Source organism: Streptomyces sp. NPDC040718 (assembly GCF_055593565.1).
Map to the genome: position 1 here is coordinate 17,758 of NZ_JBVIXO010000020.1, position 11,012 is coordinate 28,769.

Here is an 11,012-nt window from a genome sequence, read left to right on the forward strand (position 1 = left end):
CTGATCCGGAAGACACCCCCTGGGGCTGGGGCCCGGAGTGGTCGGCCGGGTGGTGAGTGCGGGAAACGGCAAGCCGGACCCCCGGGTTCCGGCGTCATCGAGGTGCATCGACGAACTGCGGAGGGGAGACCATGAGGATCCGGATTCTGGGACCGCTCAGTGCCGAGGTCGACGGGGAGTCGATCGTGCCGTCCGCGGGCAAGCCGCGGCAGATCCTGGCCCTGCTCGCCCTGTATCCCGGGCGGGTGGTGCCGGTGCCCACGCTCATGGAGGAGATCTGGGGCCAGGACCTGCCCAACAGCGCGCTGACCACCCTGCAGACGTACATCCTCCAGCTCCGCCGACGGCTGGGCACGGCCTTGGGGCCGGGTCGGCCGGGGGCAGCGAAGGACGTCCTCACGACCCGGCACGGCGGGTACCTGCTGCAGGTGCCGCGGGAGTCCGTCGACGTCCAGGCGTACGAGGACCTCGTCGCGCGGGGCCTCGCCGCGTTCGAGGGCGGAGACGACGAGGGCGCCGCCGCGCTGCTGCGGGCGGGGCTCGCGCAGTGGCAGGGGCCCGCGCTGGTCGACGTACGCGTGGGGCCGGTGCTCGCGATCGAGGTCATGCGGCTGGAGGAGAGCCGGCTGGTCGCGGTGGAGCGGCGGATCGACGTCGACCTGCGCCTCGGGCGGCACACCGAACTCCTCGCCGAGCTGACCGAGCTGACGGCACGCCACGCGCAGCACGAGGGGCTGCACTCCCAGCTGATGGTGGCGCTGTACCGGTCCGGGCGGCAGGGGGCCGCGCTGGACGTGTACCGGCGGCTGCGCGGCAGGCTGATCGGGCAGCTGGGCGTCGAGCCGTCGCCCCAGTTGCAGCGGCTGCACCAGGCGATGCTGACGGTCGACCCCGCCCTCGACGTGGTGGCCGGCCCCAGGAGGGGATCCACCTTCGACCTCTACGCCGCTTGACCCCAACCGGACTTGAGGTGTGAGGATGGCGCGCATGGACAACGACACCACGCCCCGCGCGGCGGACCTCGAAGCGATCGCCGGACTCGTCGCCACCGTCGAGCGGTCCCAGCAGAACAAGGACGCCGAGGAGTTCCTCGGGCTCTTCCACCCGGACGCGATATGGACCACGGCCCACGGCAAGGTCCTCATCGGCTTCGACGAGATCGCGGAGTTCACCCGCCGGGTACTGCCCGCCGCGGACTGGGACGGCAAGGTCAGCTACGAGGTGGGGCACGTGCTCTTCATCCGGGACGACGTCGCCGCGGTCAAGGTCCGCCAGCAGTACCTGGGCGCGGGCGAGGAGAGCGAGGGCGCCCCGCTGTACGTGGTCTCCCGGCAGGACGACGGGCGCTGGCTGTTGACCGCCTGCCAGAACACCCAGGTCCACCGCCCCGGGCAGGAGTGACATCGTGGGGGCATGGACGATCTTGATGTGACGCCGTTCCGGTTCGACGTGCCGCAGGAGGAGCTCGACGACCTCGACCTGCGGCTGCGCCGGACGCGGTGGCCCGACGGGCTCGAAGGTGTCGGGCGGGCGTACGGGATGCCGCCGGCGGAGCTGCGGGAACTCGTACGGTACTGGCGCGAGGAGTACGACTGGCGGGCCGCCGAGGCGCGGCTGAACGGCTGGCCGCAGTACACCACCCTCATCGACGGGGCGCGGGTGCACTTCGCGCACGTCCGCTCGCCCGAGCCGGACGCCCTGCCGCTGCTGATGACGCACGGCTGGCCGGGGTCGTTCGTGGAGTTCCAGAAGGTGGCGGGGCCGCTGACGGACCCGCGGGCGTACGGAGGGGACCCGCGCGACGCCTTCCACCTGGTGCTGCCGAGCATCCCCGGCTTCGGGCCGTCCGGGCCGACCACCGACACCGGCTGGGAGTTCAAGCGCGTCGCGCGGGCCTTCGGGGTGCTGATGGAGCGGCTCGGGTACGGCGCGTACGGCGTCCAGGGCGGTGACTGGGGCGCCGCGGTCTCGCGGGAGCTGGGGCGGATCCGGCCGGGCGACGTGGTCGGGGTGCACCTGAACCTGCTGCCCGGGGCCGGGGCCACCGCCGAGCCCGGGGAGGCGGAGCTGGCGGCGCTGGAGCCCGCCGAGCGGGAGCGGACGCTGGCCTCCTGGGAGCGGTACCGGGTGTGGGCGCGGGAGCGGCAGGGGTACGCCGACATCCAGGCGACCCGGCCGCAGACCCTCGCGTACGGGCTGAACGATTCGCCTGCCGGGCTGCTCGCCTGGATCGGGGAGAAGTTCACCGAGTGGAGCGACCCCCGCACCCCCGTCGACCGGGACCAGATGCTGACCAACGTGATGCTGTACTGGCTGACCGGCACGGCCGGGTCGGCCGCCCGCATCTACTACGAGCGCGCCCACGCCGACTACCACGGGCAGCCCCCGGAGGTCTCGGACACCCCGACCGCGCTCGCCGACTTTCCCCGGGACAACTTCGTCCCGCTGCGGCACGTCGCCGAGCGAACCGACCGGATCGTGCGCTGGACCTCGTACGACAGGGGCGGGCACTTCCCGGCGATGGAGGTGCCCGAGCTGCTCGTGGAGGACGTCAGAAGCTTTTTCCGGGAAGGTGTCACATCCGGCAGGGCCCGTCTGTCCCCTCAGTGAGAACACGACGGAGGAGGCCGGAATGCTGGTGCTGCTGGCGGGCGCGAGTGGAGTACTGGGGCAGCGGACGGCGGCCGCACTGCGGGCCGCGGGCCACGAGGTGGCCGGGCTGGGCCGGGGCGCGGGGATGGACGTACGGGCCGACCTGCTCGACCGCGAGGGACTGCTGCGGGCCGTCGACGGCCGGCGCTTCGACGCGGTGGTGCACGCCGCCACCGCCCTCTCCGGCAGGGCCATGGCCGCCCACCGGGACATGGCGGCCACGAACCGGCTGCGCACCGAGGGCACGGTGAACCTGCTGGCCGCCGCCCGGGAGACGGGGGCGCGGCGGTTCCTGGTCGAGTCGATGATGTTCGGCTACGGGTACGGGGACCACGGCCCGGCCCTGATCGGCGAGGACGACGGCTTCGGGCCGCGCGGGGCGAACGCCGCGCTGGAGCGGCACGTCGGTGCCATGCGGACCAAGGAGGAGCTGGCCTTCACCGCCGACGGGATCGAGGGCGTCAGCCTGCGCTTCGGCCTGTTCTACGGGGCCGGCACCACCGACAGCCACCTCGTGCCGCTGCTGCGCGGGCGGAAGCTGCCCGTGGTCGCGGACAAGGGCCGGGCGCTGAGCTGGGTGGACACCGAGGACGCGGCCCGCGCGGTGGTCCTGGCGCTGGAGTCGGGGCGCGCCGGGCAGGCCTACAACATCGCCGACGACGCCCCGGTGGGCTGGGGCGCGCACGTGGGGGCGGTGGCCGGGGCGTTCGGGGCGCCCGCTCCGCTGACGGTGCCGCTGTGGGTGCTGCGGGCGGCTCCGCTGGCGCACACGATCATGGGCAGCTCGCTGCGGCTGTCGAACGCGAAGGCGCGGCGGGAGCTGGGCTGGGAGCCGCGGTACGGGAGCAGCCTGGAGGGGGTGCGGGCGCTGGCTGCCGGGGCGGAGCGGGTGTCCGGCATGTGAAATCGAAGGCAGGGGCCGCGATGCCGGTGTGATCATCTGCCGATGGACCTCGCACAGCGCACCCCGCCCGTACTGACCGGTGACGAACGCTCCACCCTGACCAGCGTGCTCCAGTGGCAGCGCGACACCCTGCGGATGAAGTGCGCGGGCCTGACGGACGAGCAGCTGCGGCGCAGGGCCGTCCCGCCGTCCGGACTGAGCCTGCTGGGGCTGGTCCGGCACCTGGCGGAGGTGGAGCGGGGCTGGTTCCGCAACGTGCTGAACGGTGAGGACGTACGCGGCTACTTCCCGAAGGACGATGCCGGGGAGTGGACGGAGTTCCACGTCGAGGACGCGGACCCGGGCGAGTCCTTCCGGATCTGGGAGGAGGCCTGCGAGCGGTCGAGGGCCGTCGTGGCGGCCGCCGAGTCCCTCGACGTACGAGGGCACTTCGGCGACCAGGCGTACTCGCTGCACTACATCCTGGCCCACATGATCGAGGAGTACGCGCGGCACAACGGGCACGCCGACCTGCTGCGCGAGGCCATCGACGGGGTTACGGGGGAGTAGCCGCCCCCGGGCTACGCGGAGACGGCGCCGGCCCGGTCCACGGCGTCCAGGGCGACCTGCCACGGGAAGTGCGGCGGGGCGTCGGGTCCCGCCGGGCCGGGCAGGAAGCCGCCCTCGCCGAAGAGCAGTTCGGCGCCGGCGCCGCGCAGGACGGCCAGCGACTGCTCGAACTGGGGGTGGGCGGCGAGCGCGGCGTTCGTGCAGGGCATGGCCACCACCGGGGTGCCCTTGCCGAGGGCCTCGGCGGCGACGCCGACGGTGAACCGGTCGGTGAGGCCGAGGGCCCAGGCGTTGACGGAGTTGAAGGTGGCGGGGGCGAAGAGGACGGCGTCGGCGGCCGGCCACACGTCGGGCTCCCCGGGGAGCTTGTACTGCCAGCGCACCGGGTTGCCGGTGAGGGCGGCGAGGCCGTCGAGGCTTTCCGACACCCACCGCGCCGCCGTCGGGGTCAGGCCCAGGCACACGTCCCAGCCGCGCGACTGGGCGTCCTCGATCACATGGGCCACGTCGAAGACGGGCGGGGCGGCGGAGCAGAACAGGTAGAGAGTCCTCGTCATGCGGTTATGTGATCACATTCCTGGCCCTCAACTCTCCTTGAGGGTCCGCCCGCTCACATCGCGGCGGTGATCCGGCCGGTGAAGGAGTCCAGGTTGGCCCACATCCGCGCGACGCGCTCGTCCACCGTCAGGGACTCCTCGTGACGCCCGGCGCGCAGCTTCGGCTGCCGCTTGCCGCGTACGTAGAGGGGGCAGGCGAGGTCGGCGCAGATGTACGTGCCGACCGTGTTCCCCTCGCGGCCGCGGGCACCCGCGAGCGGTGCGGCGAGCAGGGTGACGCCGGAAGAGGCGTGTCCCGTCAGGCAGATCTGGCACAGGCTGGACTTCACCGCGCTCGTGCGGGTCGCGGCGGGCACGCGCAGGGTGACGCCGACCGGTCCCTCGGGGCGGGGGATGACGAGATGGGCCCGCAGCGGGGCGCCCGGGTCGACCCAGCCGAGGAAGTCCAGGTCCTGCCAGGGCAGTTCGGCGAAGTCGAGGGGCAGGCGCAGGCGTGCCGCCTCGCCCTTGGTGCAGTTCACGAAGGACGAGCGGATCTGTTTTTCGGTGAGCGGTTCCACGGGAGTCGACCCTACGGGGCGTTCTGGGCGCTCCGCACCTCGTTTATGCAGGTGGGGGGTGGTCGGGAGGGGCGTCTGAAAACTTTTCGCGGCTCCGGCGATGAGTTTCGGGGAGGGGGCCGGTCTATCCCTGTGAAGAGCGGGAGTCGGGCCGGTCTATCCCTGTGAAGAGCGGGAGTCGGGCCGGTCCGGGGCGGAAGCCTGGATGTGGACAGCGTCCACTTTTCTGGATAGGCTGCGGATCGTCCGGATGTGGACGCCGTACACATAGTCAGGGGAAATCATGCGCAAGGTCGTCGCCTCCGTTTTCATCTCCGTCGACGGCGTGTTCGAGGACCCGAGCTGGTCCATGCCGTTCTGGAACGCCGAGGCGGAGAAGTACGCCGGCGAGCAGCTCGCCGCCGCCGACGCGCTGCTGCTGGGCCGGGTGACGTACGAGGGCATGGCGCCGGCCTGGACGGCGCGCGCCGAGGGCGCCGACGCGGGCACCGAGCGGATGAACGCGATGCCGAAGTACGTCGTCGGCTCCAGCACCGCCGCCCCTGAGTGGAACGCCACCTTCCTGAGCGGGGACCTCGCCGTCGAGGTCGCCGCGCTCAAGCAGCAGGACGGCGGCGACCTGCTCGTCTACGGCAGCGGCCGGCTCGTCAACGCCCTGATCGAGCACGACCTGCTCGACGAACTGCGGCTGTGGACCCTGCCGGTGGTGCAGGGCAAGGGCCGCAGGCTGTTCGGCGAGGACTCGCCGGTGAAGACCCTGCGCCCGGTCGGCACCACCGTCCTCGGCGACAGCGGGGCGCGGGTGCACGCGTACGTCCCCGTGGCCGGCTGAGCCTCCGCGTCCGGCGAGTCCGTTCCCCCCGTTTCCACAGGTACCAGGCATGAGGAGCAGTACGACATGAGCGAGCAGCCGGTGAAGGGCCCCGCGAGCTACTTCCCTTCGATCGAGAAGAAGTACGGCCGTCCGGTGGCGGAGTGGCAGGAGCTGATCCGCTCCTCCCCGCTGACCAAGCACATGGAGCTCGTCTCCTGGCTGAAGACCGAGTACGGGATGGGCCACGGCCACGCCAACGCCCTGGTCAAGCACACCCTCACGGAGCAGTAGACGCTCGCGTATGCGGGGGAGCGTCTGAGCCATGTCGTGTCTCGCCGTACGCGGCTTGACTGGGTGTCATGACGAAGAACACGAACGAGACGCAGACGGCGCAGAACACGGTCACCCTCGTCATCGGGGGCAACGGCAAGACGGGCCGGCGGGTCGCCGAGCGCCTGGAGGCCCAGGGGCGCGCGGTGCGGATCGGCTCCCGCACCGGCGAGCCGGCCTTCGACTGGGACCGGCCGGAGACCTGGGGCCCGGCGCTGGAGGGCGTGGACCGCGCCTACGTCACCTACTACCCCGACCTGGCCTTTCCCGGGGCCGCCGACCGCGTCGGCGCCTTCGCCGAGGCCGCCGTCGCGGCGGGGACGCGGCGCCTGGTGCTGCTGTCCGGACGCGGCGAGGAGGCGGCCCGGGCCGCCGAGGGGCGGCTGCAGGACTCCGGGGCCGACTGGACCGTCGTACGCGCCAGCTGGTTCAACCAGAACTTCGACGAGTACTTCTTCCTGGACTCCGTACTGGCCGGGGAGATCGTCCTGCCGGTCGGGGACGCGCTGGAGGCCTTCGTGGACGCCGACGACATCGCCGACGTGGTGGTGGCCGCACTCACCGACGACCGGCACATCGGCAGGACGTACGAGCTGTCCGGGCCGCGGCTGCTCGGCTTCGCCGAGGTGGCCGCCGAGCTGTCGAAGGCGACCGGGCGCGAGATCGCGTACGTCCCGGTCACGGACGCGCAGTACCGGGCGGTGCTCCGCGAGCACGACGTCCCGGAGGAGTTCGCCGACCTGTTCACCCTGATCTCGGACGGGCGCAACGCGCACCTGGTCCACGGGGTCGAGGAGGTCCTGGGGCGCCCGGCCCGGGATTTCGCCGACTACGCGCGCGAAGCGGCGGTGAGCGGGGTCTGGGACGTCCGAGGATGAGGCCATGGACACGCTGACCGGTCTCCTCGAAGGGCCAAGGGCCCGCGGTGCCTTCCTGATGAAATCCGTCTTCGACCCGCCGTGGGCCATGCGGGTCGAGGACCGGGCCCCGCTGTCGGTGATGACGCTCGTGCGCGGCTCGGCGTGGCTGCTGCCCGACGACGGCGAGGCCGTGCGGATCGGGCCGGGCGACGTGGCGGTGGTGCGGGGGCCCGTGCCGTACACGCTCGCCGACGCGGCGGACACCCCGGTGAGCGTCAGGATCGGCCCTGACCAGCGGTGCAGTTCGCAGGAGGGCGAGGACGTCACCGAGCGGTTCTCGCTCGGGGTGCGGACCTGGGGCCCGTCGCGGGAGGGCGCCGGCTCGGTGGTGGTGCTCAGCGGGACCTACCAGGCGCCGAGCGAGATCGGACGGCGGCTGCTGGGGGCACTGCCGTCGGTGCTGGTGCGGCCGGTGCGGGCGGCCGACGCCACCCTGATCACGCTGCTGGCCTCGGAGGTGGCGCACGACGAGCCGGGGCAGGAACTCGTGCTGGACCGGCTGCTGGACCTGCTGCTCATCGGGGTGCTGCGGGCCTGGCTCGCCGCCCCCGGCTCGGGGGCGCCGGCCTGGCACCGCGCCCAGGGCGACCCGGTCGTCGGGGCGGCGCTCCGGCTGCTGCACGAGGACCCCGCGTACGGGTGGACCGTGGAGGAACTGGCCCGCCGGGCCGGGGTGTCGCGGGCCGCGCTGGCCCGCCGCTTCACCGAGCTGGTCGGGGAACCGCCGGTCGCCTACCTGACGGGATGGCGGCTCGCCCTGGCCGCCGACCTGCTGCGCGAGCCGGACGCCACGGTGGCGACGGTGGCCCGCCGGGTCGGCTACGGGAGCGCGTTCGCGCTGTCGGCGGCCTTCAAGCGGGTGCGGGGGGTGAGCCCGCAGCAGTTCCGGGAGGGCGCGGGAGCGGGCCCGGTGCCGGGGGTGCCCGGCACCGTGGTGCTCGCCTAGGCGAGTTCGAGGACGGCCACGGGCTGGGGGCCGCTGAACTCGCCCGTGGGGCGGAAGCCGAGGCCGAGGTAGAAGGGCGCCGGGCTGTCGTCGCTGTCGTGCCAGGTGACGTACGCCCGGCTCCCGCCGCGACGGCGGATCTCCTCCGTGACGGCCTCGACGGCGAAGCGGCCGTAGCCCTTGCCCTGGTGCTCGGCGGCGATGTTCAGGCGCCAGATCCCGGAGCGGCGGTGCTCGGGGTCCTTCGCCGGGTTCCAGACGATGTCCAGGAAGGCCATGACGAAGCCGACGACCTCGTCGCCGTCGAGGATGGCGCGGGGCCAGGCGGGCTCGCCGTGGACGTAGGCCTCGGCGAGGGACTGCGCGACGGACTCGACGAGGTGTTCCTGGTCGGGGCGGACGCGGACGGCGGTCACCGCTTCGAAGTTGTCCGGGGTCACCGGCACCAGGCGGAGGGATGAGCTGATCATCGGCTCAGCCTAGGGGTGGCGCCGGGACCGCGACAAAACGGGGCGCTTGGTCTGTTATGGTGACTGTGACGGGGCTGGGTGTTCGGACCCGGCGCCTGTTCGTGACCCGCGCGGGCCTCAGGCGCTGGCCTTCTCCGCTTCCTCCGTCTCGATCTCCTGCGAGTACCGCACCGCGTCGTTGAAGACCTTGCCCGCCCGGCTTTCGGTGATGTCCACGGACGTGAGGACGGAGGCCTGCACGACGCTGGGCAGCAGGTGGCGCAGGAGCGCGGTGACCCGGATCACCAGGTCCTGGTAGTCGGTGAGGGCCTGGGACATGGACTGGATGCCGGCGTAGGCGCCCACGATGACGTCGGCGGTCTCCGTCGGGGTGACGTGGGGGAGCAGCTCGCCCCGGCTCTGGGCCTTCTCCAGGCGCTCCGTGATGGGAACGACCCAGGTGAGCCACGGGCCGCTGCGGTCGAGGCCCCGTGCCAGCTGGTCCATGGCGAGCCGCACGCTGGCACGGACCATGGCGTCGGTCTGCAAGCGGTAGGTGTGGAGCATGATGATGTCCACGATCTCCTGGATCATGGTCGACCGGCCGGGGAGGACGAGGTTCTGGTTCTGCGAGGCGAGGACGCCGTGGGCCAGGTCCTCCTTCGACTGGAAGTGGAAGTACAAGGCCCCCTTCGTCACCCCGGCGGTGGCGAGGATCTCGGAGATGGTGGCCGCCTGGTACCCCCGCTCCTCGAAGATCTTGGCCGCCGCCGCCAAGATCGACTGGCGCGTGCGGATAGCTCGGACCTGCTCAGCCATGCCGGCTCCTTCCTTCACGGGATCTCGAAGCGTTGGAAGCCTGGTGCAAACCGCCCGTCCCGTACGTATCTTACAGCGGGTAACTTCCACGCCAACCTCGATCCGGCGTCGATGCGCGGTGAGGGGAGGGGAGGGAGACGATTCCCGGGGCGGGTACGACTGAACCGGACGGCTTGCAGAAGGGCCGGTGGACCGCCCCTGACCTGCTGGTTCCCGCCATGGCCGGATGGTCGGCGGGTGGCGGCGGCACAGGGCGAGAAGGGCTGAAACCGTTCGGGGAGGCTGCGGCGCCGGGCGGCGGTGGACCACGGCGCCTGGCGCCGCCCGGCGTGTCTCCGCGCGGGAAGGGGCGGAAACCGCGGTCAGGAGGAGTACGAGGCCGCCGTGACGGTCGCGGTGAAGGCCAGGGAGCCGTTCTGGTGGCCCGTCACGCGTACGGCGTCCTCCGCTCCGGGCTTGTCCGAGTACAGGCGCTCGGCCTCGATCACGCAGGGCTGGTCCAGCTCGACGTACCGCTTGAAGTCGCTGGTGATGCCGAGCGGCAGGAACGAGGAACGCCCCAGCGTGGCCGCCGAGGCCTGCCGTGCGGCCTCCAGGAGGACCATGCCCGGTACGTGGTCGACCGGGTGGTCGAACAGGACGGGGTGGAGGGTGTCGACGCGCAGCTGCCAGCGGTTCGGCTCGCCTATGGGGGAGAGGACCACGTCGGTCGGCGACAGGCGCCCCACGCTCTGCGGTGCCGCGGGAGCCGTGAGCGGCAGCGCACGGTGGTCGGCCCGGAGCGTGTGCGGGGGCCGCACCCGCTCGTACACCGCCGGGCTGGTGCAGGTGAAGGAGACCCGCCCCGTCGCGACGACGTGCCCCTCGCGGCGGACGACGGCCTCGTAGGTGAGGCTGACCAGCCTGCCCGCCCGTCGTCCGATCTCCTGGCAGGTGACTTCGATGTCGAGCGACGCCGGTGTCCGCTGCACCTTCAGGTGCTCCGGGTGGACCGTGATGCCGAGGTCCCACAGCAGGTACTGGTGGCCGAAGGGCACGCCGAACTCGGCGTGTCCCAGCAGGCTGCCTATCTGGCGGATCGTCTCTATGCAGATGAGCGGATCGTGGTGGTCGCCGGCGACCTGGGTGAAGAAGCTGTGGCTGCGGGGCCACTGCGCGGTGACGGAGAAGCGGGTGTCGTCGAGGCGCTGCCAGTCGGTCAGGAAAACCTCGGCGACGGACGCCCGATGCACCAGCTCCTTCGGAACGGTGGCCGTGAACGACGGGAAGCGATAGCCGCGCTGTTCGATTGGCATGAGTGCGGCCCGCGACGCGGGGTCGTAGGTCGGAGTGCGCTCGGCATGAAACGTGCTCGCGCTCATTGTTCCCCCTAGACAGCGCTGACGAGTTACAGGTGTGACCTGCGAGAAAAATATATACCAACCGGTTTTTTATCCAGAGGGAGCGAGCCGCTTGCCCTGGAAATATGTGGAGCTATCCATTCCGGCCAAACCCCCGCCCTGGTGTTTCCCC

The 11,012-nt window shown here is 72.0% G+C and carries 14 protein-coding genes; 9 read left to right on the forward strand and 5 right to left on the reverse strand.

Features of this window, described 5'->3' with window-relative positions; translation table 11 throughout:
* Positions 1-131: 131 nt before the first annotated feature.
* The 5 genes from ACZ597_RS32465 to ACZ597_RS32485 are packed head-to-tail and all read left to right on the forward strand — an operon-like array spanning position 132 to position 4,105.
* Positions 132-953, forward strand: a complete 822-nt coding sequence (locus tag ACZ597_RS32465; RefSeq protein ID WP_471338330.1) for an AfsR/SARP family transcriptional regulator — start codon at positions 132-134, stop codon at positions 951-953.
* A 34-nt stretch (positions 954-987) separates the two neighbouring features.
* Entirely contained in the window at positions 988-1,401 is a 414-nt protein-coding gene (locus tag ACZ597_RS32470) for an SgcJ/EcaC family oxidoreductase (RefSeq protein WP_471338332.1), read from the forward strand.
* Positions 1,402-1,413: 12 nt separating this feature from the next.
* Complete coding sequence (locus ACZ597_RS32475; RefSeq protein WP_471338334.1) at positions 1,414-2,610, forward strand: epoxide hydrolase family protein; 1,197 nt, start codon at positions 1,414-1,416, stop codon at positions 2,608-2,610.
* Positions 2,611-2,632: 22 nt separating this feature from the next.
* Complete coding sequence (locus ACZ597_RS32480) at positions 2,633-3,556, forward strand: NAD-dependent epimerase/dehydratase family protein (protein ID WP_471338337.1); 924 nt, start codon at positions 2,633-2,635, stop codon at positions 3,554-3,556.
* 42 nt (positions 3,557-3,598) lie between these two features.
* Positions 3,599-4,105, forward strand: a complete 507-nt coding sequence (locus ACZ597_RS32485; RefSeq protein WP_471338340.1) for a DinB family protein — start codon at positions 3,599-3,601, stop codon at positions 4,103-4,105.
* Positions 4,106-4,116: 11 nt separating this feature from the next.
* Here the strand turns inward: ACZ597_RS32485 and ACZ597_RS32490 are convergent, their stop codons facing one another.
* Both ACZ597_RS32490 and ACZ597_RS32495 read right to left on the reverse strand, forming a co-directional pair.
* Positions 4,117-4,662 carry a flavoprotein gene (locus tag ACZ597_RS32490; protein WP_471338343.1) on the reverse strand — a complete coding sequence of 182 codons (546 nt, stop codon included), beginning with the start codon at positions 4,660-4,662 and terminating at the stop codon, positions 4,117-4,119.
* Positions 4,663-4,715: 53 nt separating this feature from the next.
* Positions 4,716-5,222 carry an FBP domain-containing protein gene (locus tag ACZ597_RS32495; RefSeq protein ID WP_471338346.1) on the reverse strand — a complete coding sequence of 169 codons (507 nt, stop codon included), beginning with the start codon at positions 5,220-5,222 and terminating at the stop codon, positions 4,716-4,718.
* 283 nt (positions 5,223-5,505) lie between these two features.
* On the opposite strand from ACZ597_RS32495, the gene ACZ597_RS32500 reads away from it, so the two are divergent.
* From ACZ597_RS32500 to ACZ597_RS32515, 4 genes are all read left to right on the forward strand, one after another.
* Positions 5,506-6,054 (forward strand): dihydrofolate reductase family protein, encoded by a 549-nt coding sequence (locus ACZ597_RS32500; protein WP_471338349.1) that lies wholly within the window; start codon positions 5,506-5,508, stop codon positions 6,052-6,054.
* 66 nt (positions 6,055-6,120) lie between these two features.
* Positions 6,121-6,327, forward strand: coding sequence for a DUF4287 domain-containing protein (locus ACZ597_RS32505; RefSeq protein WP_471338352.1), 207 nt, complete (start codon positions 6,121-6,123; stop codon positions 6,325-6,327).
* Positions 6,328-6,395: 68 nt separating this feature from the next.
* Complete coding sequence (locus ACZ597_RS32510; RefSeq protein ID WP_471338355.1) at positions 6,396-7,244, forward strand: NAD(P)H-binding protein; 849 nt, start codon at positions 6,396-6,398, stop codon at positions 7,242-7,244.
* 4 nt (positions 7,245-7,248) lie between these two features.
* On the forward strand, positions 7,249-8,232 hold the full coding sequence (locus tag ACZ597_RS32515; protein WP_471338357.1) for an AraC family transcriptional regulator: 984 nt from the start codon (positions 7,249-7,251) through the stop codon (positions 8,230-8,232).
* Here ACZ597_RS32515 and ACZ597_RS32520 read toward each other — a convergent pair.
* The 3 genes from ACZ597_RS32520 to ACZ597_RS32530 form a co-directional block, all read right to left on the reverse strand.
* Positions 8,229-8,702, reverse strand: a complete 474-nt coding sequence (locus tag ACZ597_RS32520) for a GNAT family N-acetyltransferase (RefSeq protein WP_471338360.1) — start codon at positions 8,700-8,702, stop codon at positions 8,229-8,231. The two genes, ACZ597_RS32515 and ACZ597_RS32520, sit on opposite strands and share 4 nt — an antisense overlap.
* Before the next feature lie 117 nt (positions 8,703-8,819).
* Complete coding sequence (locus ACZ597_RS32525) at positions 8,820-9,500, reverse strand: ScbR family autoregulator-binding transcription factor (protein ID WP_471338362.1); 681 nt, start codon at positions 9,498-9,500, stop codon at positions 8,820-8,822.
* Positions 9,501-9,862: 362 nt separating this feature from the next.
* Entirely contained in the window at positions 9,863-10,795 is a 933-nt protein-coding gene (locus ACZ597_RS32530; RefSeq protein WP_471338364.1) for a ScbA/BarX family gamma-butyrolactone biosynthesis protein, read from the reverse strand.
* Between the last annotated feature and the right edge of the window lie 217 nt (positions 10,796-11,012).